Below are 25,877 nucleotides of genomic sequence, written 5' to 3' on the forward strand. Positions count from 1 at the left end.
TCATAATTGGGGATGAAGGATCAAAAACTTTATCCCCAATTTCTATTTCAATTTTTTCATAAATCACCTAGCCTTAAATTTCTGATGAATTCACCCTTCCCTTTCTCAAAAAACATTCAAAACCCCTCAACCTTGGTAAAATTTGCCCTTATCCTAACATTCTTTATGGGGATTTTTGGGTATGGGTTTTCACAGGAACAGGTAAAAGTCTACTATGATGAAGAAAAAAAGCTCCTGAAAGAGGAGTTCTTTAACGTCAATGGGGTACCACAAGGGGAATTCAAACTCTATCTAGCCAGCGGTGAACTGGCACAGACGGGCCAACTCAAAGATGGGAAGAAAGAGGGATTGTTTGTCGATTGGTATCCGGAGTCCGGAGATACGCTGCGCAAAGTGAATTATGTCAACAATCAAAAACAGGGGAAATCCATCAATTACTTTCCTTCAGGAAAAGTTTCACAGGAATTGACCTATGTTGACAATAAAATTGAGGGCGAAATCATTTCCTATTTTGAATCAGGTGGATTAAAACAAAAATCTTTTTTCAAAAATGACAAGCCCAACGATTGGACTTTGGTCTACAGTGAAGAAATGGCCAATTCCATTATAGAAAAGATCTTTTTCAATGATGGGGTGATAGAGGTCCGGGAGAATTTTTTCGAAGATCAAATCACCAATAGGTCAGCCTATAAAGACGGGAAATTAAACGGTTACCAATACACCTACTATCCGGGAGAGAAAATTTCCTCCCAGATAAATTATAAAGACGGCATTCAGGAGGGTGAGGCAACTTTTTACTATGAAAACGGTCAAGTTGCCAAACAAGGAAGTTACAAAAAAGGGATTCCTGTCGGTACATTCAAAAGTTTTTATGAAAGCGGAAAAACAGAAAAAGTAGTCAGCTACAAAAACGGAAACATCACCGGTAAAGCCATCAGTTACTTTGGAAATGGGGAAACTTCCGAAATCACAAACTTCAACGCCTATGGACAAATTGTCCAGATTCTAGGATTCCATGAAAACGGCCAAAAGGAACGGATCATCAATTTCAGAAATGGACTGGAGGAAGGGGAAGTACTCATTTACCATTCAAACGGAAAGCTAAAAGAATCAATTTTCTATAGATTAGGCAAACCACACGGAATACAAAAGGTATTTGATGAAAATGGAAATCTGATTTCAGAGCGGGTTTTCAAAGAAGGCAAGCCTGTGGAACCTACCGAAAAATAAAAAGGGGAAAAGATGATAATTAATCAGGGGCAAATCCCCATTAAACCCATCTTTTTCTAATTTTGCAGAATAGACAAAAAAAATGGAAGCAGGTATTAAAGAAACCCATTTCAATTTCCCCGAACAAGTGGGATTCTACAAGGGAAAAGTTAGAGATGTATATATTTTTGAAGACCAATTGGCGGTGGTGGCCACTGACAGGATTTCTGCTTTTGATGTCGTTTTGCCAAAACCCATCCCTTTCAAAGGGCAGGTTTTGAATCAGATTGCAGCCCGTTTTCTGAAAGCCACAGCAGATTTGGTTCCCAATTGGGTGACTACCACGCCACATCCTTATGTGACGATCGGAAAAAAATGCGAGCCTTTCAAAGTGGAAATGGTCATCAGAGGATATCTCGCCGGACATGCCGCCAGGGAATATAAAGCGGGTAAAAGAAGTATCTGCGGCGTCTCCCTTCCTGAAGGTTTGAAAGAAAACGACAAACTTCCCTCCCCTATCATCACCCCTACCACCAAAGCATCAGAAGGCCATGATGAGGATATCTCCAAAGAAGCAATCCTCGCACAGGGGATTGTAAGCCGTGAAGATTACGAAGTGTTGGAAAAATATACCCATGCCCTCTATGCAAAAGGAAGTGAAATGGCCAATGAAATGGGATTGATCTTGGTTGATACCAAATATGAGTTTGGAAAATACGGAGATCAGATCCTTCTGATAGATGAAATCCATACTCCTGATTCTTCAAGGTATTTCTATGCGGACAAGTATGACGAATACCAAAAAGCAGGCTTGGCCCAAAAGCAACTTTCCAAGGAATTTGTAAGGCAGTGGCTGATAGCCAATGGTTTTCAGGGCAAAGAAGGTCAGTCTGTTCCAGAAATGAAGGATGAATTCATCGCGGAAATTTCAAATAGGTACATCGAACTCTATGAAAATATTATCGGCGAACCATTTGTTAAATCTGCTTATACAGATTTGGAAGGAAGTATAGAAAAAGCCATATTGGAAAATATTTAATTTAAAAGACCGCCCTTTTTTGAGGGGCAATATTCAAAAACAATTGTTATGAAGTATTCAGTAGATAAAAAAGAACAGTATGTAATTTTCACGCCTTTGGAAGAGAAGCTGGATTCAGCCCTTTCTCCAAAACTCAAGTCCGAACTCCTGACTGTACAGGCGGAGGGTTATAATAATCTGGTCATTGACATGAGTAATGTGAAATATGCTGATTCCAGCGGATTAAGTGCGCTTTTGGTAGGCAACAGGGAATTTGGCCGTAACGGCGGGATTTTCATCATCGCCTCGCCTCAGGACCATGTGATGAAATTAATTAAACTTTCCATGTTGGATAAGGTTTTTATCATTGTGGATACCATTGAAGAAGCTGCCGAGGCCATCTTTATCCATGAAATCGAAAATAAAGAACAAGAAGAGGAAGATTAATTTTGGAATTTGAAGTCACCATCCTAGGATCCAATTCCGCCATTCCTGCCCACGGAAGAAACCAGACATCCCAACTGGTATCCGTGGGCAATTCTTTTTTATTGATCGATTGTGGGGAAGGAACTCAGATTCAGCTCCGTAAATTCAAGCTCAAATTTGGAAGGATAGACTTTATCCTTATTTCCCACCTCCACGGAGACCATTTCTATGGCCTGATGGGATTGATCTCAAGCTTCCATTTGGTAAAGAGAGAACGTTTGCTGACCATCTTTGGACCAAGTGGACTCGATGAAATCATCACCACGCAACTCAAATACACCAATACCAAACTGAGCTTCCCCTTACGTTTTGTGCCTACACAAGCAGAAGGAAAAAACCTGATTTTGGAAGAACCCATGTTCAGGGTATTTACTTTTCCATTGCAACATAGAATTCCGTGTACCGGTTTTTTGATTGAAGAAAAGCCAGGCTTGCGAAACATGATCAAAGAAAAATTGGTGAAAACAAAAATGCCTGTTGAGGCCATTGTCTCGCTGCGTGAAGGAAAAGACGTGGTCGACCCCGACGGCAAAGTCCTTTACAGGGTAGAAGAATATACCTATCCTCCAAAACAATCAAAAAAATATTGCTATTGCTCTGATACGGTTTTTGACCCTACCTTGGTGGAATACATCAAGGAAGTTGATCTACTTTACCATGAGGCGACCTTCGGAGACGATGAAACCGAAAGGGCTGGCACTACATTCCATAGTACTTCCAGGCAGGCCGGAATCATCGCCATGAAAGCAAATGTCGGAAAATTACTCCTTGGACATTACTCCTCCCGGTACAAAGACCTCACCCCGATCTTAGACCAAGCCAAGGAAGTCTTCGAAAACACTTACCTGAGCGAAGAAGGCGTGACTTACTCGATTTAACCATTTCAGCTCCCCAAATTCACCACCACACCTATATGGCAACTGCAATCGAACAGAAGACTTTTCAATCCAAAAAAACCAACCTGTTCATCATCCTGAGCGGTTTATTTCTGACCAATGCTATTTTAGCCGAAATCATCGGCGTCAAAATATTCTCCGGAGAAATGACCTTGGGAATCGAGCCGGTGGGATGGAAAATCTTCGGAGACTATATCCTTGACTTCAACCTGACAGCCGGGGCGGTCATCTGGCCTGTGGTTTTTATCACGACCGATATCATCAATGAATATTTTGGAAAAAAAGGAGTCAGGAAAATCAGCTTTATTACTGCATTTTTTATAGCCTATATTTTCTTGGTGATATCAGTAGTCACCGTACTTCCTCCTGCTGCATTTTGGTTGGAAGTCAATACTCCCGATGCGGAAGGCAATCCTTTCAATATCAACAATGCCTTCAATATGATCTTCAGGCAAGGTTTGGGGATTATCATTGGATCCTTGACAGCATTTCTATTGGGTCAGTTGATAGACGTGTATGTTTTCCAAAAGCTGAGAAAAATAACCGGACCCAAAATGATTTGGCTAAGAGCGACAGGTTCTACCTTGGTATCGCAACTGATTGATTCTTTTGTGGTTTTGGGAATCGCATTTTATGTTTTTGGCAACTGGAGTTGGGCACAGGTAGCCTCCGTGGCCATCATCAATTATGTTTATAAATTCAGCGTGGCCATCCTGCTTACTCCCTTACTCTATTTGGGACATTATTTGATTGATCGGTATTTGGGTAAAGATGTTGCTGAAAAAATGACCCAAGAAGCTTCTTCTGACACCTCGTTTTTATAGTTTCTATCAAATTTATCACTACCATTCGCCTATTTCTTCCCGGAAAATAAAATTCTCTGGATAATTTTTCAGGTGATATCGACGGCGTTGATTTATTTTTTGGGATACATTGATTATATTCCGCAAAAGTATGTATACGTAGTACATTTTTATTATTGCCGGATAAATGATTTCCTTTAAAAAGCTCTTCGCCCTCTTTTATCTAGCATTGTTTTTTCTGGTCAGTGGCGTAAGTGCGATGCTGATACTTTCAAATGGAATGGGACCATTTTTCCCAAAGGATTTGAACAGCAAAACAGTTTTTGATAATCCTGTTGCAAACTTTACTTTTGAACAAACTGACCCATGCGTCTCCACGCCGGTCAAATTTACCAATACTTCTACAGGTACTGATTTGACATATAATTGGTCATTTGGAGACGGCCAAAATTCCACCTTGGAATCTCCTGAACACCTTTTTGAAGAAGCAGAAGGTAACGGAACCCAATCCTACATAGTCACATTGACCGTAACGGACTCATTAAAAGTATCTACTAGCAAAACTGAAACGATTACCTTCAACCAAGTCCCCTCGACCAATGTCACCAGTGACCGTTTCGATTCTGATTTTGACAACCTTCCCTTTTTTATTGTTTGCGACAATGAACAGTCTGCCTTTACATTTTTCAACAATTCAGCAACCAAAGAAACAAATGTGTCCTATACCATCGAATGGGGGGATGGTTCAGCACCTTTTGTCGCCACAGAATGGACGGAAGTAAATCACGTCTATCCGATTGGGGTGTTTTACCTGGATTATACCGTGGTCGGCGGAAATGGCTGTTCAGTCACCAAAAGAATCGGCGTATTCATAGGATCCAATCCCGGTGTGGGGTTTGGGAATCCCGGTAATACCAACATCTGTTCCGGAGAAGCCCTTACTTTCCCGATTACAGGAACTGAAAACAATCCAATTGGGACAGTCTATACCGTCACTTTCTCCGATGGATCAGCGCCTCAGGTTTTCAACCATCCGCCGCCACCTTCGGTCAGCCATGTCTTTACGGAAACATCTTGTGGAAAATCGGGGGGTCAGGGATTCCCAAATTCCTTTTCAGCCACCATTCTGGCAGAAAATCCATGTTCAAAATCCTCTGCACAGGTAGTCCCAATCTATGTGACCGAAAAACCGGAACCCATCATTGGAATCGCAGATTCTGTGTTTTGTGAAAACACATTCTTCAATATTGAAAATTTGACACTGTATGGGAATGAGGCCAACAACAGCGGTCAATGTACCAACATCGGAAAATTTGTATGGGAAATAAGCCCATCCACAGGTTGGGAATTAAGTCCCGGCAATACTTTGGGCACTTTGACCAATCCCAATGTTCCAAATTCTTGGATAAATGGATCGATGGTGTTGACGCCAAAGTTTACCGAACCGGGAATCTATACCATCAAGTTGATTTCCGGCAACCGCTGCGGAATAGAAGAAACCACAAGGACGATTTGTATCATTCCGGAACCCGTTCCTTCTTTTGAGTTGGATAAATTGGAAGGATGTGGTCCGATTCAGGTACAAACCACCAATACATCCAATATTCTTGGGTCATGTGTGGCACCTGAAAATTACTTGAATTGGTCTGTCGCTTTTCAGGGAGGTGAATGCAATAACGTCGGAGCGTGGGGATTTGCGGAGGGAAGTACAGCAAATTCCATCAACCCAGTATTCAATTTTTCAGGCCCCGGCAATTACCTGATCACACAGACACTGACGACCAATTGCGGGGTATTTACCGCTTCAGAAGTGATTTCAGTCGCTGCCCCTCCTGTCGTATCTATCGCCAATGTCCCTGATGCCTGCGGTGAACTGATCCTTAACCCTATTGCAGATGTCAAATTTTGTGGCTCAGAAGCTACAGTTTTCAACTGGACATTTGAAGGAGGTATTCCTGCCACTGCCAATACTTTGGATCCGGGAACAATAACTTATGATACACCGGGAGTTAAAATCATCACCTTAGAAGTCACCAATTCCTGCGGAACGGTCCAGCAATCGATCCAATTTGACCTCAATCCTTTACCGACTGTGGATGCCGGAGAGGATCGGGAAATCTGTAAAGGGGAAAGTATACCATTGAATGTGGAGGCCGGTCCGGAAGGAAGTTATTCGTATACATGGACGTCAGATCCTGTAGGACCTATCCAAAATGCAAACACAAAAACCCCGATCATCAAACCTGACCAAACTACAACTTATTTGGTTACGGTCAGAAATACAGAAACAGGTTGTGTAGAATCGGATGAAATTCTCGTTACCGTCATTCCGGCACCGGTGATTGGATTTTCCATTCCTGACCAAGAAATCTGTTCAGGTGAAACCATCCTACCGGTAGCGCTTCTTTCTGATCCTTTGGGTTTTGCGGTGGAATGGACTGCACAATCCAACGGGGTCGACGGGGTCATACCAAGTGGCTTAAATGAGATTCCTTCCCAGACATTGACCAATACCACCAATGCCCCGATTGAAGTAATCTTCCTCGCCAAAATTGTCGCTGAGGACCTAGGTGCCTGTGAGGAAAACATCTTTTCCTACAAAATCAAAGTCAACCCGGAGCCTGTTTATCAAAACTCAAGCCGCGAGATATGCAGTGGTGCTTCCCTTAACTTTACTCCCATTGGGTTAATTCCGGGCTCTTTGTTTACCTGGACAGTTGATGCCAATCCAAATGTAACTGGATCGGCTGATTCGGGTGCACCAAGTCCAGCAATCCAAAACACCTTGATCAATAATTCCAATACAATACAGACACTTACCTACCAAATCAATCCATTTTTAGGAACCTGTCCCGGAAGTCCATTTACGCTCACAGTGACTGTCCAACCTTCCCCTGCTGTAATTTTCTCGATAGAAGATCAGGTACTCTGCACCGGAACTTCCAGTGAAGAAGTCCTGCTTTCCAGTGATGTGGCAAATGCAACCTTCTCTTGGACTGCTGTTGCAAACGGGGTGCAAGGAGTTGCATTAACCGGAACAGGTAATGTGATCCCTGTCCAAGCACTGGTCAACCCGACTCCAAATCCCATCACTGTTACTTACCAGGTAAGAGCGGCAACAAATTCCCAACCTGCTTGTCCGGGAGTTCCGAAGGGGTACAGCATCACAGTCAATCCTTCAATTACATTGCAAAATGATGTATCGGATTTCTCAGGATTTGGAATCAGTTGCTTCGGTGCCAATGACGGAAAAATCAATGCCAACCCTAGCGGTGGAAACGGGAATTTCACTTTCACTTGGACCGGCCCAAATGGATTTTCAGCCAATACCCCAACGATTGAAAACCTTGCTCCCGGTGAGTATTCCGTATTGATTGAAGATGAATTTGGCTGTAGTATTTCAAGAGATTATTCTATCACCGAACCCGAAGTGCTCCAGGTTTCACTTATTTCAACAAGAGATGTTTTTTGCAAAGGAGATGCCACAGGAAGGATTGAATTGGCTGTTTCGGGTGGAATCACTTCTGTGCCCTACCGATACAACTGGACAAGAAATGGTCAGCCTTTTACTGCCAATGGGCCAATACTTCAAAATATTCTCGCCGGCACCTATCAGCTTACTTTAGTAGACAATAACAATTGCACCATTTCGACTGATCCTATTACAATCAATGAACCGGATACCAGACTTGAAATACAAATAAACAAGGGGGATATTTCATGTTTCGAAGCATTTGACGGATCTATGGAACTTACGATTACCGGTGGAGTCGCTCCTTATGACGTAAATTGGGATTTTGGTTCCAAACTTACTTCTTTCGAAAACGTCGGACCTGGTACGTATGTAGTCACCGTATCGGACCAAGCGGGTTGTTTCTTGACAGAGTCCGTCACGATAGAGGATGCCCCTGTTTTCAAAATCAATGCAGAAGTGAAGCAAATCACCTGCTTTGGCAAAAATGACGGTGCCATTGACCTCAACTTAGAAGGAGGAAATGAAGGTGTCAATATCAAGTGGGATAACGGTCAGGAGTTGCCCGGTTTGTTTAACCTTAGTCCGGGTACCTATAGGGTGACATTGACCAAATTTGGTATATGCCCCATCAGAAGGGAATTTACCATCATCCAACCTGATGCATTGGTTTTGGAGCCTACCGTGACCGATGCTCTCAATTGCGATAATGCCCAAAGTGGAAGTATCATCCTCAATGTCGCCGGAGGAACCCCTCCTTTTACCTTCAAATGGAGCAATGGAAGTACCCAACAGAATTTGACAAACCTTTCTTCGGGACCTTATACCCTGGAAGTCCGAGATGCAAATGGCTGTGTGACCCAAGGCAGTTATATCATCAAAAGGCCTGAGCCGATAGAGGTAGTGACTGTAAGAAATACCAGTTCAGTCTGTGAACCAAGGGCAATCAAAGATGAATTCAATATATCTGTCACCGGTGGTGTGCCTCCATATACCATCCAATGGTCCGGTGGTGAAGTATCCAACAATGGATTAAAAATGATTACCCAACAACCGGGACTATACATCCTCACCATCACTGACGGTGCCGGTTGCGAATACAGAGAATCCTATGAAGTAGACAATACCAATGTGGTGATAGATGCCACTATCCAATCTTCAGGAATTGACCAAAACGGCTCATTCCTCGTCGGTATCCCCATTACTTTCCAAAACAGATCCGTAGGCAATATCATCTCCTATTTCTGGGATTTTGGTGACGGTAACAGCTCTTCAGAAATCAGCCCGACCCACACTTATCTTAAACCTGGGAAATATACCATCAAGCTACAAGCCATTGATGAATATGGCTGTATTCAGGAAATAGAAAAGACTGTCGAGGTCACGGATTACTTCTTGGTGGTACCAAATGTATTTTCACCCAATGGAGACGGCATCAACGATTATTTCTTTCCAAAATTTGTCAATGTCACCAAACTTGAATTCTGGATAATCAACAAATGGGGCGAAACCATCTTCTTCACAGAAGACATCAACTCCCAAGGTTGGGACGGAAAAGTATCCGGGGATTTTGCGATGCCCGGCAATTATGTATACAGGCTGAAATATGAAACAGTCGATGGGCGTATTGAAACCAAAACGGAGGTCTTCCTCTTGCTGAAATGATGGGAAAAAGATTCATTACCGGACTTTGCTTGTTCTTTGCCTTCCTCCAGGGGTCGGCACAGGATTTCCATTTTTCACAGTTTTATGCTTCCCCGCTCAACCTCAACCCTGCTCTGACAGGTTCTACCGAACTGAGCCGTGTCGGGGTCAATTACAGGAAACAATGGCCAGGGCTGAATTATGATTTCAACGCCTATTCGGCCTATTTTGACCATTACAGCTACGACCTGAACAGTGGCTTTGGCATCATGGTCAACAGCTTTCAGGAATCCAACATGCAGATCAATACCTCTGATATCTCCCTGCTGTACAGCTATAACCTGCAGGTCGCAGATACATGGAACTTCCGTTTTGGAGGTCAGGGCGCTTGGGTCAGACGGAGTGCACGACTCGACAACCTGGTTTTTGGAGATCAGGTAGACCTCTTCAACCGAACGGTAAACCAAAATACGATCGATCAGATTCCTGAGTTTGAACCAAACGGGTACTTGGATCTTTCCTTCGGAGCATTGGTCAACAATGAATACTTCTGGCTCGGTGGCTCCGCACACCATGTCAACAGGCCTTCCCTGAGCTTCTTCCCTGACAATGAAGCAGGATTACTCCCCATCAAATGGAGCTTTCACGGAGGGGTCAACTTCCCTTTGGGTACGAGCAACTATTTCGGATCCAAGTTTGACAATCAGGTGTCTATCCTCGCCAACTACAAAAACCAAAAACCTTTCCAGCAATTAGACCTTGGCGTTCAGATGCTCTATGGAAATGTGATTGGCGGATTGGGATTCAGAGGTATTCCTGGTGTAAGGGACATGCCAAATCAGGATTCCATCATTTTCCTGTTAGGCATTAACTTAGACAATGGCATGGTCATCGGCTATAGCTATGATTTTATGATCTCCAACATCGGCTTCCAAACCCAGGGTGCCCATGAAGTATCCTTCCGCTACCAATTCCTGATGGGCGACCCAAAATCCCGCAACCAAAAAAGCAGGGTTTTAAAATGCTTCAATTTTATGATGTAAAGATTGGGTTGGCTTTTAGTAGAGTATGCGGATATGTCAAAAATATCGATATTGTAAATCTTCCTTAAAGAGCTTTACCGGTCGATTTTGGGTCGCACGTTCTATCTGTCCTACTTTACTCATCATTCTTGGCGGTTAATTTTTGATGGGCTATCTCTACCGCTCCATGCAACTTTTCCCGCAATACTTTTTGTGAGGGCAAGATAGTCATATAGTCTGCCACCCGAATATTGCTTTTATCCAATTGCATCAACTCCACATGTTCTTCATTTTTTCCTGGGCATAGGATCAAACCAATCGGAGTATTTTCCCCTTCCACTTGCTCGTATTTTTCTAGATATCTCAGATACAACTCCATTTGACCTTTGTAGCTTGCTTCAAATTCACCGATTTTAAGGTCTATGGCTACCAGGCATTTTAATCTGCGGTGGTAAAAAAGCAAATCAATGTAGTAATCCCGGTTGTCTATGCTATTCCGTTTTTGTCTGGACAAAAAAGCAAAATCGCTCCCCAATTCTATGATAAAGCGTTGGAGTTCGGCTATGATACTAGATTCCAGATCTTTTTCAGAATACATATCACTGAGACCAAGAAATTCTAAAAAGTAAAAATCTCTGAATACCAAGTCAGGGTTTAGCTTTTGTTCATTTTTGAGCAAATCCAGATCGTGCTGAATGGTAAGTTCGGGCTTTTTACTGATAGCGGTACGTTCATAAAGCAATGACTGAATGCGTTCTTGTAATTAGTGGGACCGACCGTTTTTCGAGTTTACGCATTTCAATATAAAATTCTCTTTTTAAGGGGGCTTCTATAAAAATTAGAGCCTTCAAATGTGTCCAGCTCAATTGTCTCCGCAGTGCAGAGACAATTTGTTCATCTTCAAAAACAGTAGCGAATTGCACACAATGCCTCAATTGTTTCTCGCTCCAGCCTTTTTCGTAATCCTTTTCCAATTGTGTAGACAGTGTGTGCACAATAAGCTGTCCATATTCAGCTCTGCTATTTTTTAGGACTTCATTTTTTATGGTGCTGCCTATTTGCCAATACAAAGCCGTCATAGTAGCATTTACCGAAACAGCTATCTGTTGCTTACTTTGCTCTATTAATTCTTTGATCGAAGCAAAAAGTGGATGATGTTGAATTTCATTGCTCATCGTCAGAATCAGGATTTAATGATTTTAGAATTTTCAGGATTACTGTTTTCTTGGTATTTTTTATTGAATACTTTTTTGAATTGCAATCTTGTACCTCCAATTTTTGATTGGCTAATCTAGTTCAAAAATCCTTTTGTTCCCTATCCCGTGATCAGGGTATTTTTCAAAAAATGGGCAAAGGTTTGATAATCAAGAAAAGGTGATGTCATGGGTTAACGTGCATGTTCCCCTATCCCTCAGGTATAGTCCCGCCCACCTTGTCCTATATTCCCCTTAACCATACTCCGCCTCTCAGTTAGGGATACTCCGTGTCCTAGCTAGGGAAACTCCGCCTCTGGGTTACCCTTGAGCTACCTCCCATCTATACCATTCCTTGTAGTGCCTTACTTGATTTTCCCTACCATTTCGGTAATGATGATCCTCCTTTTTACAAAATCCATGACCGAAATTAAAATAACGGCATTCCTTTTTAATCATGGGCTGCGGTGCAGTGAAATTTGTGATAGTATAAGGTTAAATCTAGCACCTTACCCAGGCTACCAAGATTTCGCCACTATGTGGCTTTTGTCCCAAACCACCCATCGGTTACCCATCCTTCTACTTCCATATCTCTCACCGTAACTTCATCAACAAATAAGAAAACATCAAAGCTGTGGATTTTGCTCGCTGTTCATTGGTGGAAGAGCCGGCATGACCGCCTTCCATATTTTCATAGTACAAAACCGGATAGCCCATGTCCATCATTTTTGCAGCCATCTTTCGGGCATGACCCGGATGGACACGGTCATCCTTGGTGGAAGTGAAAAAGTAAACTTCAGGATAGGCGACACCTTCCTTCAGGTTATGATAAGGAGAGTATTTTTTGATAAATGCCCATTCTTCGGGCTTGTCAGGGTCTCCATATTCTCCCATCCAACTTGCACCTGCCAGCAATTGGTTGTACCGTTGCATGTCCAATAAAGGAACAGCACAGACGACAGCTTGATACAGGTCAGGCCGCTGCGTAAAGGCAACCCCGACAAGCAAGCCGCCATTGCTCCCACCATATATTGCCAGGTTTTTATTGGAGGTGATTTTCCTTGAAATCAGGTCTTCCGCCACTGCGTGAAAATCGTCATAGACATTTTGCCTCTTTTCTTTTAATCCGGCCTGATGCCATTTTGGACCAAATTCCCCTCCTCCACGGATGTTGGCAAGGACATACACGCCCCCATTTTCCAACCACGCTGTTCCAGTGGTAGCTGAATAATTGGGAACTTGGGATACCTCAAATCCCCCGTAAGCATAAAGCAAAGTCGGGTTTTTGCCATCAAGCTTGGTTGATTTTGATGATACCACAAAATAAGGGACCATCGTTCCATCTTTTGACTTTGCCTGGAATTGTTGCACTTGGTATTTACTTCCGTCAAAATACGCAGGCAAAGATTTAAAGGCCTCAAAGGTATTGTCTCCGGCATTGGCAATAAATAAAGTTGTTGGTGTCAGAAAGTTAGTGAATGTAAAATAGTACTCATCCGAAAGTTCGTCAGAGGCGGCCAGGCCAATCGTCCCAAAATCAGGAGCATCGACTTTCTCACTTGCCCATTTTCCATTGTCAAAGGAATAAATATACAATTCGCTCTTGACGTTGGTCAGAAGATTCACCAACAGTTTGGATTTCGTTGAACTCACACCCTGCACACTTGTCTGTTCATCCGGTTCGAATATCACTTGGATCTTTTTTTGGCCATTGATCAGTTCCTTCAAATCCAGACTTACCAAAGTTCCTTGTGCGTAGGTCTTGCCATTGACATTCCAGTCTGATTTCAGATTCAATACCGCTTGATTGTTTAACAATCCTGAAATGGAAGCATCTTCAGGAATATCCAATTTGACAAGTTTATTATTCAACCATAGGTAGGTATGGTATGAAAAAATAGTTATGGCTTTGGTAATGAGCGTGTAGCTTTCAGAACCATCTCTGATTTGTCCCCCAAATGAGCCCAAATCGGTTTCTTCTGCCTCATAAATTAGCTTGGCATCTTGAAGAGGGGTTCCTCTTTTCCACATTCTGACCTGTCTTGGATACCCTGAAGTGGTCATGGAGTTTTCACCAAACTCTGTTGCAACAATCAAAGTATTTCTATCAATAAAATCAGCTCCCCCTTTTGACTCTTCAATTAAAAAACCATCATCGACAAAGGCCTTTTTGGTAACATCAAATTCTCTGATAACAACAGCATCGCCACCACCCTTCGAGAGATTGACTAGGAATAAATCATACGTTGGATGAAGGCCCGATGCGCCTTTGTATACCCATTGGATCTTGTCCTCTTCGGACATTTTATCCAAATCCAGAAGGACTTCCCAATCAGGATTGCCTGAAATATAGCTTTGCTTGGAGGCCCTTCTCCAAATCCCCCTTACATGATCTTTGTCCTGCCAAAAGTTATAAATGAAATCCCCATTGATGGTTGGATAAATTATTCTATCCGGTGAATTATAGATCTCGAGACTTTTGTTAAAAATATCATGGTACTCTTTTTGGCCGCTAAGTCTTTCCTCGGTGATCTTGTTTTGCTTTTTTACAAATTCAAGGGCCCGATCACCCTCTACCTCCTCCAACCACTTATAGGGATCTTCTTGGGATATCGCACTAAAACAAACTGAGAAAAATAGCATCGAGAATATTAAGTGGTTTTTCATAAGGAATGTTTTTTGGTTGGAAAAATTAATAGGAAATTTTAAGGAATGGGTTGAAAAAATGAGGCGGTGGGTTTTGGCTAATTATCTTATCCACGCTCATTCTTACACATATTCATTTTGGCAAAGGACTCAAAATCTAAGTCGTTCTACCGTAACTATTTACAAGTACCAAAATACTCAATTTTCACGGATTGGTCTACAGGAAAAAAATACTGATACCCGGTTCAACCGACTAATTTAAAATCTTCTTTGACCTTTTGATCAAATCTTCTAGGTCATGTTCTTCCTGTATCGTTTGCTTACCGATAGTCAACACCATCTCGGCATGCTTGATTACAGCTTTTTTGTGTTTTTCATTTGTAAATTCACTCAGGGTAATCAATGACTCCATCAGCCTGATTATTACAGCAGGACTACCGGCCGAAAACTGCCTGATTTGGTTGAAAGCAGCATCCAAAACTCCATCGAAAGCCACTGTATCCGCAATAATCCTAAGATTTCCTTCCCCATCAAATCGATATCTTGAGGGGAATTTAGCTTGTGCCAAATAGGACATGGTTGCCGTCAAATTGTCAATACAGGCAATGGCTGTGAAGGGGTCATTGACTCCTGGAGAAAGGGCGCGAACAGCAATTTCGACCATCTGATAGATAGAATATTCAATATCCTGCTGTGAGGTTTTGGTTTTTCCGATGACAAATTGCTCGTGGATTTTTTCAAACTCCTCTTTTTCCCAATTGCCTTTGGAATAAAGCATCCCAATCTCCACCCCTTCCACCAGGTGCCCACCCGGTCGGTAATACAAATCAAGAAGTGAATCATTCCGGCTAATAATTTCCATCAATGTTTCCCCGTAGATATATTGGAGATAGCCGCTTTTAGAGGACTTTATGGAACAACGATTTGGATATCCAGAAATGGACGCAGAAATATCCACGTTTTCTCCGGTTTGGTTTTCCTCACCCATTTTTTCAGGAAAAAGGGTCAGAACCTGTTTGGAAATAAAGTCCGAGATATCAGAGATCACATGGTCCGCCTGAATGCTGGTAGCGATACGGTGGATAAAAATTATCAATAAAATGATATTGGCAATGGCAGCTATTATCGCCACAAGAATGGAAATTGAAGGAATGAACGTGAAATCATCGCCTGCTTTGAGGGAATTCAGAATCAGCAGGCAATAGAGGTAAGTTGAAATATAAGCCCCAAGTACAACCTGATTGAGCCTGACATACATAAAATTCTTGATGAGCCGTGGGCCAAACTGCGAGGAGGCAAGGGTCAAGGCCACTAGGGTAATTGAAAATACAGTTCCCGCGACACCCATCATCGCACCGGAAATGGTCGACAGGATACTTCTGGCAGAATCAGAACTGTTTACAAAAAAGAAGCGGCCTAAGCCATCTTGTGACACATCGACAAGTCCATCAAGATAGACAAATCCAATTGACAACAGGATGGAAATGATGATGATAATGACCGGAACAAACCAAAAAGTCGCTTTCAATTCACTCCACTGAAACAATATTTTTTTCATGGGACAGGTTCTTAGGTCAGAGGTTTATAAATGATAAGTTAAAAATTTTAAACTTGAAAGAAGCATTGAATGTGGTTAGCCTGAAAAATATTCCATGAAAACAGGAATCTAACCTGAAAACTGGGTACCACGGAAGAGGATGAGGTGAAGGAGGAGCGTCTTTTTGTGACCTAAGAAAAAATTTAATTTTGTTGAGCTTGGAGACGGCGGGATTTCGAGGCTCTAAACTGTCAAACAATACTGTACTTGATACGAACCAAAAAGATTCATTTAATCACTGAAACCATTTTTTTGACAAACTCCTGTTGTGGGCGTTTTTCTATATTGTTTTAAATCTGTCAAATGTGTCTTCAAACATAAGTTTTACTTTGGGGTCATCTGAGATAGCGAGTCCCACACTTTCAAAAATGGTCAATTTCAGTTTTTCACAATTAAAGGTTATAAAATCAAAAACATCTTTTTGCCCTTTTATTTTTGTTCCGTTGATTTTGAATTCGTCTTTGTCTATACCATACTCAATAAACGCAATTTTCTGTCCCAAAAGTTTTCCGAGAGTTTCGTGTTTTTCAGTTTCATAAACACGCAATAAGTCTGGTTGATCAGGTAAGTTTTTTTCTTTTAACCTTTTGTCAAGTTGTGAATTGTCATAGAGATTTATTTCTATGTGGTCACCATCAAAGTCACCTTCGATTTCTAAATACTTGTCAAAGTCAGTAAATGTTATAAAGAATAGCCAAGGTAAATAGCTGTCTTCGATTCTTTCAACTCCATTATAGTCAACTTGAAATATTTTGTCAACTGTCTTGCCATTCAGTTGTGCTAACCAATTTCCTAAGTTTTTATTTAGATGAAAGTTCATGTTGCCGTTATTCAAAATGTCCTATAACATGATTCAGCTTGAAGCCAGCAGGTATTCGGAGATGTTCTCTTCTGCCTATTCCTAACTTTTCAAAGATACCGATTTTCATAATTACTCGGAACTGCACAATGGATTCAAAGTGATCTTAGGGCTTTGTACATTCTTTTTTTGTATCAAAGAAGTTTGCGTTTCTCTAAAACTTCCTTTGCTTCTATGTATGCTTTATGTAATTTTTTTTCTAATTCATTTTTAGAGGGCAATTCAGTTAAATATTCGGCAACCATAATTCCATCTTTATGCATTTCCAGAAGTTCCACCTGTTCTTTACTTGTCTCTGCACAAAGAATTAATCCGACTGGAGAATTTTCACCTTCCTGTCTTTCATTTTTATTTAACCATTTCAGGTACAATTCCATCTGTCCTTTATGCTTAGCTTGAAATTTCCCGATTTTTAACTCAATAGCTACCAATCTTTTCAACTTTCGATGATAAAACAGAAGATCCAAATAATAATCTTCCCCATCAACTATCATTCTTTTTTGTCGCTCTATAAATGCAAATCCTTTCCCAATCTCTAGAATGAATTTTTCAAGTTCTTTCAATATGGCAGTTTCTAGGTCATTTTCTAGATAACCATAAGGTAGATTTAAAAAGTCAAGTAGATAAGGATCTTTAAACTTATCAGAAAGATGGTGCCCCTTATCTGGCAGTTGTATATTAGCTATTTCTTTTCTTTCGTATGTTTTTTGTTCAATTTGTTTTCTAAGACCTCTAACCCCCAATTGTTCTTCTATTGCCCGATGGGAATAAAAGTTTATTTTTTCATTTGATTTTAATGGTATTAAAACTAAAAAATGCGACCAGCTTAAATGTCGTGACAGCGTAACGACTATTTCAGGGTCTGGAAAAACATCTGAAAATTGAAGCATTCTCCGTAAATTCTTTTCTTCAAAATTCCGACCGAAACGCTCTTCTAATTGTCGTGACAGTGTAACGACAATTATCCTTCCATATTCGGCACGTTTATGCTCCAAAATGAAATCATTAATCCGCTTTCCTACTTGCCAATAAAGTAAGGTCATTGCACTGTTTACTTGAGATATTGCCCTGGAATGGCTTTGCTCAATAAGATTACTTATTTCATTAAACAAAGCTGCTTCCGGCTTTGAATTACTTTTTTCAATCATTTGCTTGTTTGCCTTTTTCTGAATTTAGCTACCTCTAGAAAAGTCTCCTTGTTTTTTTGCGTATTCCCTAACGGTTTGCTTTACGCTACTGGGGCGTCTATTTTCTCATTATCTAAACATAAAACTAATTATCTAAATATCCAATTTGAGCAAATTACTTTTCGGTTCTTCCCCACTTTCTTTTCCCATAAGGCCACACCATTCGAACCTATTTGAGGAGCTTATCTGTTGATGTCAGCAGAAGTCAAAACCATATATAAGGTTTGATCCTTAACCAATATCCATGAATATCCAATATCCATGAATATCGATGTAATATTTAAAATACATCCAAAACAAGGATAACTTAATCATGAGTCATAAAAACATAGCTTACTCCATCTTAGAACTTGCCATTGTGCCGCAGGGTGGTACCATAAAACAAACCCTCCACAACTCCCTAGCTTTAGCCCAAGCCGCTGAATCTTTGGGTTACAAGCGGTATTGGTTTGCCGAGCACCATAATTCCGAGCATATCGGCAGCAGCGCTACTTCTCTCCTGATCGGTTACGTGGCCGAAAACACCAAGACCATCAGGGTAGGTTCGGGTGGTATCATGCTGCCCAATCACTCTCCATTGATTATCGCAGAGCAGTTTGGAACCCTCGCGCATCTCTATCCCAACCGTATCGACTTGGGTCTTGGCAGGGCTCCCGGTACGGATTCGCTGACGGCACAAGCCATCCGGTCGGATTTTATGCAGGCAGCACAGTCCTTTCCAAATGAAGTAGAAAAGATTCAGTATTACTTTTCGGTCAAAAACAAAAGCGCCAAAGTAAGGGCGACCATAGCGGAAGGAACTGATGTGCCGCTCTATATCTTGGGATCGAGTACAGACAGTGCCCATTTGTCGGCAAAAAAAGGATTGCCCTATGCCTTTGCCAGCCACTTTGCATCCACCTATCTGTTGCAGGCTTTGGGTATCTACCATCAGGAATTTCAACCTTCGGAGTTTTTATCCCAACCATACACCTTGGCGGGTGTCAATGTATTTGTGGCTGATACAGACGAAGAAGCTGAAAGATTATATACGACCTTGATCAGGATGTTTTTCAGTGTATTGACAGGATCCAGACAAGGTCTACAGGCACCGACAGCAATGACGAGGGATTTGAAAGAAATGGTGCAGCATCCTTCACTGCAACAGATGCTGAAATATTCCTTTGTAGGCAGTAAGGAAACCGTAAAGAAACAGGCAAAGGAATTTTTGGCGCAAACCCAAGTGGATGAAATCATCGCCACCTCGACCATGTATGCCATTGAAGACAGGATTAAGTCTGCGACGCTATTTGCGGAAGTGATGGAGGAGATAAACGAGAAGAGGTAAAGCAGCTCGGCGTTTCACAGAAAGAGTTTTTTCATTATAACCAAAATGTGGGCTTCCCTCATTGCCCCTTCAATTACTCCCATTTGAATTCAATTGCAATGAAACACTTCAATGTCAGGCCAATTTGGTATTGGGGAAAATCACCTTGTCAGGATTTTTCTTTAATTCTTCTATTACAACCTCAAAAAGTTCCCTTTTCACACGGCCGGAATTTTTTGGTTCGACCAGGTAGCGCACTGTCACCTCTATCCAGGTATTGACATGTGCCTTCAAAATCACCGTAGGGTATTCATTGACATCCAATTCATCTACGGGAGTTTCAGACAAAATCTTTTTGAAGCGCTTCACCCTTCTGACCATTGCTTCCCCAATCTTAACTTCAACCACACGCTTGATGGTTTCGCTGGTAAATTTAAAATCGCTGTCATAAGATATGAAGAAGCTCATTTCATTCCAGATAAAAGGAAACAAAGGCCATGAATAGTTGTAGACATATTCAACGAATACTTTGGAGTTGGCAAATCTGATAATACGTCCACTTGGATGGTCAGACGTCAAATAATCCCCATGAAATTCCCAAAGGGTGGTATCCAGATAGCCGACATTGATGACATCGCCAAAGACATTTCCTATCTTAATTCGATCACCGACTTCAAACGGTTTTCGGATCAGAATGTAAAGCCATCCAAAAAAACTCGTGATCAAGTTTTGTAAGGCAAAACCCAGAATCAAGGATATAATTCCAAATGAAACCGCCGCCGCATACCAATTCGCAAAAAGAAGGGAAAGGATGATGACAAGAATGATCAGGGCTGCAAATAAGTCTGCGATCCGGTTGAAATTAAATTCTTTGGTTTTATCTTCAATCTTGCTGTTAACGATATTTTTTAAAAGCCTAATCGCAAACAATACCAAAGAAACCAACATTATGGCTAATAAAATTTTTTGGGCAAGTGGAATATAGGTAATCGGAATAGGCAATCTCTTCCAGCCTAAGAGAAAATAAAGGGCTCCACATGACAAAAAAACAATGGCTGTGATTCCTAAAAAGGGCATTTGTTTTTGTACAAATTCAGGGCTTTCTTTTTGTGCAACAACGGAGGTTTCGCTCAGGGCCCTTTGCACTTTCTCATCTTTTTTGATGGCTTCAAGTTCTTTGTCTTCTTTTTGTCCTGTCGTTCCCATGCATGAAGTTAACTCAAGTAGGCGAAATCTTTACCAAGTTTCTGTTTTTCCTTGCTTGGCTTCCCCCCAATAAATTTCTGATAGGACAGTTCTATAGAAAATGTCAAAAATGAATTTGAGTATCCGCATTGTTGCACGTTCCCGACCAATTCCGAAATTTTCTATCTAAAAACTGAACTCCATTTGTTCGAAGTGGGAAGGAAGGATCCCGAAACTTCGGGAGGCCGGCACAGGCCTTGTGTGTGGATAAGGGATTAAAACGGGAGTTTTAATAGCCAGAATGTGCGGCTGCCCGTCTTGGCTTTTTTGGCTACTTTTTTGGCTAAGAAAAAAAGTAGCTGTAAAAATGAGCGATCGATTTTCTATGTCCTTAAGAACATCTTTATAGTTAATTTAGGTTTGTTCATTCATCCGGACACACATAAAAATGAATGGTCCAATTGAAGTATTCTGCGAATTATGTAAAACACACCTGATATTGTATTGCTTTTTCGCCTAAAATGATCCCGACCTTTGTCTCCGTATCTTCTTTTTCGATTTGGCCTCCCAAAATAGCCCAAGCTTAAAGGGGCGGTCAAAATTCCATGCCATATTTTACGCTAAAGACATGAAATTGACAAACCTATGAATCTATCCTTCTCCAAATTATTCTTTGTGTTGGCCTTCGTATTTGGTCTTTTTGCGGTGATGGTGATTGCCAGGTCTGTCCTGATTCCGCTCAGTATGGCCTTGCTTGTCTCCTTTATTTTATTTCCGGTAGTTCAAAAATTAGAAGCTTGGGGAGTCAATCGGCTGCTTGCCGCCTTCCTTTCCTTACTGATGTTGTTTCTGATTTTGGGAGGATCTCTGACTCTAATCTCTTCCCAGATTATGAATTTCTCAGATCAGATAGCGGGATTCACAGAAAAAATAATGGACATCTTGTCGGAGGTAATCGTCTATATAAATGGAAATATCAGTTTTATCGAGGATCTGAACAGGGAAGATTTGATTGAGGAGGGAAAAAGCTGGCTTCAATCATCATCCGGAACATTATTACAAAGTACTTTTAGCACCACGACCACATTATTTACAGGCATATTTACCACTATCATCTTTACCTTTTTGATCCTGATTTATAGGGACGGCTTGACCAAGGCATTTGTCTCTTTTGGGGAGGAAGAAAATCAGGATAGAATCTTTAGGATGCTCCAAAAAATACAGCGCGTGGGAAAACAATACATTTCGGGAATGTTTATCTTGATTTTGATTTTGGGTTTTGCCAACAGTATCGGGTTGCTCCTTATAGGGATTGACAACCCCTTTCTATTTGGATTTTTAGCAGCATTGTTATCCATTGTACCTTTTGTCGGCACCACCATTGGCGCAGTTATTCCGGTACTTTACGCTTTTATGTCTTCGGATTCTCTATGGGTTCCCGTGGCGGTGGTCATTTGGTTTTGGGCAATCCAGGTGATTGAAAGCAACTTTCTCAATCCAAAGATTGTAGGCAGTAGCCTCAATGTCAATGCCTTGGTTGCCATTATGAGTTTGTTGGTTGGAGCTGCGGTATGGGGAGTGGCAGGCATGATTCTATTTTTGCCATTTGCTTCCATCCTCAAAGTAATCTGCGAGGAGTTTGAACAGCTGAAACCCATAGCCATGCTGATCAGCAACGACATTTCGGGTGATGAGAAAAAAGAAGAAAAAGCTTCAAAGTGGATGGAAAAAGTAAAGGGATGGTTTAAATAAATATGGATATCCGCTTCTTTGCCAGTAACCCTTTGTTTTTATTCAAGCTGGACTGAAGACCGAAGTCGGAAGACCGAAGTACCGGGCATTTCGGTCTGCAGACGAGATTTAATATATTTATCCAATCTTGTGGCATCTTTGCGTACAAACATATAAATAAATGTGGAATCGGAGCTCCTCACCCAACCCGTAAAATCTTTTCCATTTTTTTGCCATTGGCCAATTCATCGACCAACTTGTCCATATACCTGACCTGTCGGGTGATAGGATTTTCAATTTCTTCAATCCTGTAACCGCAGATTACGCCTGTGATAAGTACTGCATTGGGGTTCAAAGTTGCTTCGTTAAAGAAGGTTTCAAAGCTGGCTTTTTCATCAATCAGGTCCTGCAACTTCTTTTCATCAAAACCCGTCAGCCACTCGATAACCTGAAACAGTTCTTCCTTTGTCCTGCCTTTGCGCTCCACTTTGGTGATATAGTGGGGAAATACCGAAGCAAAGGTCATCTTTGCCACTCGCTCATTGTGTTCGGGAGTTGTTTTCATTGGATTTCAGTTTTAGTGAAACTTCTTGATAGGTAAAATAGCAACCTTGACTTCAAATATTTGACCAAAGAAAATAAGGATTGTTGGTGCAATGCAATTCCGTCTTCCGTCTTCATTCCTGGATTCGCCTTTGATTATCCAGTATTTTTCAAGCCACTTGAAAGAGAATTGATCATACTGAGCAATTTTACAAGCATCTTGTCTTTTTCCGCACTGTTGTCATCCATTTCCCTCCACTGCTTCAGGTAGTGGATATGCAGCTTGTGGAGGATTTTCAGTTTGCCTTCTCTCCATTTCAGGTTGTCATATTGTCCCTCCCTCCTGACAGCAACAGGTTCTTCAAAAAGCTCCCCGATCAGCTTAAAGCCATTATCATAATCCTTCAGGATCTTACCCATAAACAAGTCTCTCTCTGCGGTATCTCCATCAAGTTCCGCATATAACTTCATCATCTCCACATGGGAAAGGATCAAGTTAGTCTCTGTCTGAATGATCAGAAACTTGAAAAAAGTCCAATCGTTGACCATCTTTTTCAAACCTTCGAAAGCTCCAGGTTTTTCTTCTTTCAGCTTCATCAAAGCCTCCCCGAGTCCATACCAACCGGTGATGGTAATCCTGGAAAGGTTCCAGCTAAATACCCATGGAATTGCCCGCAGATCACCGAGCGTCCGGGTGCCTGTTCTTCTGACAGGTCTAGAACCGATTTTACTTTTTTCTAATACATCTATACAAGTTACTCTGCTATAAAAATCGATAAAGCCCGGTGTTTGAATAAAATCCTGGTAGTGCTCAAATGATTTTTTGGACAAAAACTCCATGGTTTCAAAAGGAATCGCTGCTTCCTTGGTTTTGCTTTTGCCTTGGATAGTTTGCTTGGCTACACCTGAGGTCAGGGCATTCAGGTTGTAGGTGGCAGTCAGGGGATTGCCAAATTGCTGCGCAACAGTTTCTCCCTGCACCGTGATTTTGATGGTTCCGTTGACAGTGTAGGTAGGCATGCTTTCCAAAAAGCGGTGATACTTTCCTCCACCCCTACTGATAGTTCCTCCTGTTCCATGGAAAAAATAAATGCCTGTATTGTTTTTTCTACCCACCTCGGCAAGTTTTACCTCTGCTTTGAACAGGTTCCACTTACTGGCAATCGTTCCTCCGTCTTTGTTGCTGTCGCTGTAGCCCAACATGACTTCCTGTTGGTTGGAAATCCCGGCAGCCCGCTGTTGGGTGAGAGGATGTTGGAGAAATTTATCCAAGATCTCAGGACCGTTGTGAAGGTCTTCGATGGTTTCCAAAAGGGGAACCACCTTGATATGGGTATTGAGCAATTGAGTCTCACGCATCAACAGGTATACGACAAGCAAATCGCTGAGATTCCTTGTCATACTGATGATAAAAGAACCAATTCCTTCCGAGCCATATTGATTGATATGATGCCTGACTACCCTATAGCAGTCCAAAACATTGTCTGCTTCAGCCCCATAGGACACCGTAATGTCTGTGATCAGGGAATGGCTTTCCAGGATTTTATTCAGATAAGCCACACGTTTTTCTTCGCCCCAATTGGCAAAATCGTAATCCTTTTCCCCATTTGATTGCAAAATTTGGGCAATGGCCTTGTCATGAAAAGCGCTGTTTTGTCGGATGTCCAATTTGGCAAGGTGAAATCCAAAGCAATGAACAGCCCGCTCAATCGGAAAAAACAAATCTTCAGCTATGCCCTGCAAACCGTTTTCAGAGAGAATTTCCCTTAAGAATTTGAGGTCATCTGACAGCGCTTTTCTTGACCTGTAGTGGGCTTCAGCATCTGCGTTTTTTTCAGAAATGGTATTCTCCAACTGCAACAGCATCAGACTCGCATATTGTCTCCAAGGCTCATAGGGATTTCTCCGGACAGCTTTTTCCCCTGCTTCACCCAAGGCTTTTGATTTTTTTTCTACCGCTTCCGACAAAAGAAATGGCACAGGATTGCTGATGGCAGAAACAGAAAGCTTGCTAGCCAAAACCACCAATTGCGATCTGATCAGCGAAAGGGCAGCATTTCTGTGCAGCAACAGCGTTTCCTGCGTGATACCCGGCGTGACAAAAGGATGCCCGTCTCTGTCCCCTCCTACCCAACTTCCGAATTGGATTTTGGGAAAAGAATCCGGGTTTTTGATTTTATGCGGGTCAAATCCCATGGCAATCCAAGAGCCCTTAAGCTGTTGGTCGCTTTTCTCCAATACAGTCGGAAAAATATTTCTCAGGTAATAAACGGTATTTGCCCTTTCGTCCCGGATATCCGGTTTTTCGAGGTAAATCTCCCCTGTCCGCCACCATCTCTCCAAGAGGTGGATGATCTTTGCTTCAATCAAATTTTGTTCAAGCTTGCTGAGAGACACGTTTTCCCGCTGTACCAAAAGCAAATACAATTCCCGGTGGATTTCTATCACGGTGACCCTTTTGGCTTCGGTGGGATGTGCAGTCAGTACCGGTATCACGCTAACTTGAGAGATGGCTTGGAGCATATCCTCCTCTGCGATTCCTTGGTCTTTCCAGATTTTAAATGCCTCCGCCCATGATCCCCTGATGGACGTGATGTCATCTTGGTTTTCCATTTTCCTCCGGTATTGTGTCGCTGCATTTTCTTCCACCATGGTCATCAACTGAAAGTAAATACTGAGCGATTGGATCACCTTGTCGATGGGAAGTGTGTTGTCATCGATCCCTGCAAAATCCTCCGGATGGCTATTGATCAAAGGAATGACGTCGTGTTCATGGATCCGGGACAGCATCTCGACATAACAACCAATCAAAAAACTTCTGCTTTCAGTGACATTCTGAAAGGGACTCTTTTTCGTATTCATAACCCAAGCTCTTTAAATTGCGCACACAAAAATCAATAGTAGAAAAGTAGTTGTCGGGTCATTATAAAACAAGGATTTCTTTTTATTCCTATGTTAATTATCATCCTTCAACTTCAATGACAATTGGCCCCTGCCAATTCGAATAACGAACTCCGAAAAATCAAATAAACAAATCCAATCTGTGCAACAAGAAAACAAAAAGGTAAACCCAACTTTGA

At 41.7% G+C, this 25,877-nt stretch carries 18 protein-coding genes; 9 read left to right on the forward strand and 9 right to left on the reverse strand.

The genetic code is table 11. The features are described 5' to 3' along the window. Positions 1–132 precede the first annotated feature (132 nt). From MMU05_RS16975 to MMU05_RS17005, 7 genes are all read left to right on the forward strand, one after another. A complete protein-coding gene (locus MMU05_RS16975) occupies positions 133–1,230 on the forward strand; it encodes a toxin-antitoxin system YwqK family antitoxin (protein WP_241142871.1) in 1,098 nt (365 codons plus the stop codon). An 82-nt stretch (positions 1,231–1,312) separates the two neighbouring features. Next, a complete protein-coding gene (locus MMU05_RS16980; RefSeq protein ID WP_241142872.1) occupies positions 1,313–2,248 on the forward strand; it encodes a phosphoribosylaminoimidazolesuccinocarboxamide synthase in 936 nt (311 codons plus the stop codon). A gap of 48 nt (positions 2,249–2,296) precedes the next feature. Beyond that, positions 2,297–2,674: an STAS domain-containing protein gene (locus MMU05_RS16985; protein WP_241142873.1), complete on the forward strand. Its 378-nt coding sequence runs from the start codon at positions 2,297–2,299 to the stop codon at positions 2,672–2,674. A gap of 2 nt (positions 2,675–2,676) precedes the next feature. Then, the gene (locus tag MMU05_RS16990; RefSeq protein WP_241142874.1) at positions 2,677–3,591 is read left to right on the forward strand and encodes a ribonuclease Z; all 915 of its coding nucleotides are present in this window, start codon (positions 2,677–2,679) and stop codon (positions 3,589–3,591) included. A gap of 35 nt (positions 3,592–3,626) precedes the next feature. Next, on the forward strand, positions 3,627–4,433 hold the full coding sequence (locus tag MMU05_RS16995; protein WP_241142875.1) for a queuosine precursor transporter: 807 nt from the start codon (positions 3,627–3,629) through the stop codon (positions 4,431–4,433). A 166-nt stretch (positions 4,434–4,599) separates the two neighbouring features. After that, positions 4,600–9,549, forward strand: a complete 4,950-nt coding sequence (locus MMU05_RS17000; protein WP_241142876.1) for a PKD domain-containing protein — start codon at positions 4,600–4,602, stop codon at positions 9,547–9,549. Further along, positions 9,546–10,571, forward strand: a complete 1,026-nt coding sequence (locus tag MMU05_RS17005) for a PorP/SprF family type IX secretion system membrane protein (protein WP_241142877.1) — start codon at positions 9,546–9,548, stop codon at positions 10,569–10,571. Before MMU05_RS17000 ends, MMU05_RS17005 begins: the two co-directional genes overlap by 4 nt. A 115-nt stretch (positions 10,572–10,686) precedes the next feature. Here MMU05_RS17005 and MMU05_RS17010 read toward each other — a convergent pair whose 3' ends face one another. The 6 genes from MMU05_RS17010 to MMU05_RS17035 form a co-directional block, all read right to left on the reverse strand. Then, positions 10,687–11,292 (reverse strand): PDDEXK nuclease domain-containing protein, encoded by a 606-nt coding sequence (locus MMU05_RS17010; RefSeq protein WP_241142878.1) that lies wholly within the window; start codon positions 11,290–11,292, stop codon positions 10,687–10,689. Next, positions 11,282–11,725: a DUF1016 N-terminal domain-containing protein gene (locus tag MMU05_RS17015; protein ID WP_241142879.1), complete on the reverse strand. Its 444-nt coding sequence runs from the start codon at positions 11,723–11,725 to the stop codon at positions 11,282–11,284. Before MMU05_RS17015 ends, MMU05_RS17010 begins: the two co-directional genes overlap by 11 nt. Before the next feature lie 612 nt (positions 11,726–12,337). Continuing rightward, the gene (locus tag MMU05_RS17020) at positions 12,338–14,410 is read right to left on the reverse strand and encodes a prolyl oligopeptidase family serine peptidase (protein WP_241142880.1); all 2,073 of its coding nucleotides are present in this window, start codon (positions 14,408–14,410) and stop codon (positions 12,338–12,340) included. Positions 14,411–14,642: 232 nt separating this feature from the next. Continuing rightward, positions 14,643–15,947, reverse strand: coding sequence for a DUF2254 domain-containing protein (locus MMU05_RS17025; protein WP_241142881.1), 1,305 nt, complete (start codon positions 15,945–15,947; stop codon positions 14,643–14,645). A 319-nt stretch (positions 15,948–16,266) separates the two neighbouring features. Then, positions 16,267–16,806, reverse strand: a complete 540-nt coding sequence (locus tag MMU05_RS17030) for a hypothetical protein (protein WP_241142882.1) — start codon at positions 16,804–16,806, stop codon at positions 16,267–16,269. A 173-nt stretch (positions 16,807–16,979) separates the two neighbouring features. Then, positions 16,980–17,993 carry a PDDEXK nuclease domain-containing protein gene (locus tag MMU05_RS17035; protein ID WP_241142883.1) on the reverse strand — a complete coding sequence of 338 codons (1,014 nt, stop codon included), beginning with the start codon at positions 17,991–17,993 and terminating at the stop codon, positions 16,980–16,982. Between the two features lie 352 nt (positions 17,994–18,345). Between MMU05_RS17035 and MMU05_RS17040 the strand changes: the two genes are divergently transcribed. Continuing rightward, positions 18,346–19,359 (forward strand): LLM class flavin-dependent oxidoreductase, encoded by a 1,014-nt coding sequence (locus tag MMU05_RS17040; protein WP_241142884.1) that lies wholly within the window; start codon positions 18,346–18,348, stop codon positions 19,357–19,359. A 114-nt stretch (positions 19,360–19,473) separates the two neighbouring features. Here MMU05_RS17040 and MMU05_RS17045 read toward each other — a convergent pair whose 3' ends face one another. After that, on the reverse strand, positions 19,474–20,544 hold the full coding sequence (locus MMU05_RS17045; RefSeq protein WP_241142885.1) for a mechanosensitive ion channel family protein: 1,071 nt from the start codon (positions 20,542–20,544) through the stop codon (positions 19,474–19,476). A gap of 624 nt (positions 20,545–21,168) precedes the next feature. Here MMU05_RS17045 and MMU05_RS17050 point away from each other — a divergent pair. Next, entirely contained in the window at positions 21,169–22,275 is a 1,107-nt protein-coding gene (locus MMU05_RS17050) for an AI-2E family transporter (protein WP_241142886.1), read from the forward strand. A gap of 178 nt (positions 22,276–22,453) precedes the next feature. On the opposite strand, the gene MMU05_RS17055 is transcribed toward MMU05_RS17050, so the two are convergent. Together MMU05_RS17055 and MMU05_RS17060 are read right to left on the reverse strand one after the other, a co-directional pair. Beyond that, entirely contained in the window at positions 22,454–22,819 is a 366-nt protein-coding gene (locus MMU05_RS17055) for a DUF2200 domain-containing protein (protein ID WP_241142887.1), read from the reverse strand. Positions 22,820–22,953: 134 nt separating this feature from the next. Next, on the reverse strand, positions 22,954–25,659 hold the full coding sequence (locus tag MMU05_RS17060; RefSeq protein ID WP_241142888.1) for a phosphoenolpyruvate carboxylase: 2,706 nt from the start codon (positions 25,657–25,659) through the stop codon (positions 22,954–22,956). Between the last annotated feature and the right edge of the window lie 218 nt (positions 25,660–25,877).

The organism is Cognataquiflexum rubidum (assembly GCF_022538115.1).
In the GTDB taxonomy this organism is placed as follows: Bacteria; Bacteroidota; Bacteroidia; order Cytophagales; family Cyclobacteriaceae; genus Cognataquiflexum; species Cognataquiflexum rubidum.

Bases quoted from the DNA above. Each gene is read 5' to 3' on its own strand.
- MMU05_RS16980 (WP_241142872.1), top strand. From the start codon at position 1,313: ATGGAAGCAGGTATTAAAGAAACCCATTTCAATTTCCCCGAACAAGTG.
- MMU05_RS16985 (WP_241142873.1), top strand. From the start codon at position 2,297: ATGAAGTATTCAGTAGATAAAAAAGAACAGTATGTAATTTTCACGCCT.
- MMU05_RS16995 (WP_241142875.1), top strand. From the start codon at position 3,627: ATGGCAACTGCAATCGAACAGAAGACTTTTCAATCCAAAAAAACCAAC.
- MMU05_RS17000 (WP_241142876.1), top strand. From the start codon at position 4,600: ATGATTTCCTTTAAAAAGCTCTTCGCCCTCTTTTATCTAGCATTGTTT.
- MMU05_RS17005 (WP_241142877.1), top strand. From the start codon at position 9,546: ATGATGGGAAAAAGATTCATTACCGGACTTTGCTTGTTCTTTGCCTTC.
- MMU05_RS17015 (WP_241142879.1), bottom strand. From the start codon at position 11,725: ATGAGCAATGAAATTCAACATCATCCACTTTTTGCTTCGATCAAAGAA.
- MMU05_RS17020 (WP_241142880.1), bottom strand. From the start codon at position 14,410: ATGAAAAACCACTTAATATTCTCGATGCTATTTTTCTCAGTTTGTTTT.
- MMU05_RS17025 (WP_241142881.1), bottom strand. From the start codon at position 15,947: ATGAAAAAAATATTGTTTCAGTGGAGTGAATTGAAAGCGACTTTTTGG.
- MMU05_RS17030 (WP_241142882.1), bottom strand. From the start codon at position 16,806: ATGAACTTTCATCTAAATAAAAACTTAGGAAATTGGTTAGCACAACTG.
- MMU05_RS17035 (WP_241142883.1), bottom strand. From the start codon at position 17,993: ATGATTGAAAAAAGTAATTCAAAGCCGGAAGCAGCTTTGTTTAATGAA.
- MMU05_RS17040 (WP_241142884.1), top strand. From the start codon at position 18,346: ATGAGTCATAAAAACATAGCTTACTCCATCTTAGAACTTGCCATTGTG.
- MMU05_RS17045 (WP_241142885.1), bottom strand. From the start codon at position 20,544: ATGGGAACGACAGGACAAAAAGAAGACAAAGAACTTGAAGCCATCAAA.
- MMU05_RS17050 (WP_241142886.1), top strand. From the start codon at position 21,169: ATGAATCTATCCTTCTCCAAATTATTCTTTGTGTTGGCCTTCGTATTT.
- MMU05_RS17055 (WP_241142887.1), bottom strand. From the start codon at position 22,819: ATGAAAACAACTCCCGAACACAATGAGCGAGTGGCAAAGATGACCTTT.
- MMU05_RS17060 (WP_241142888.1), bottom strand. From the start codon at position 25,659: ATGAATACGAAAAAGAGTCCCTTTCAGAATGTCACTGAAAGCAGAAGT.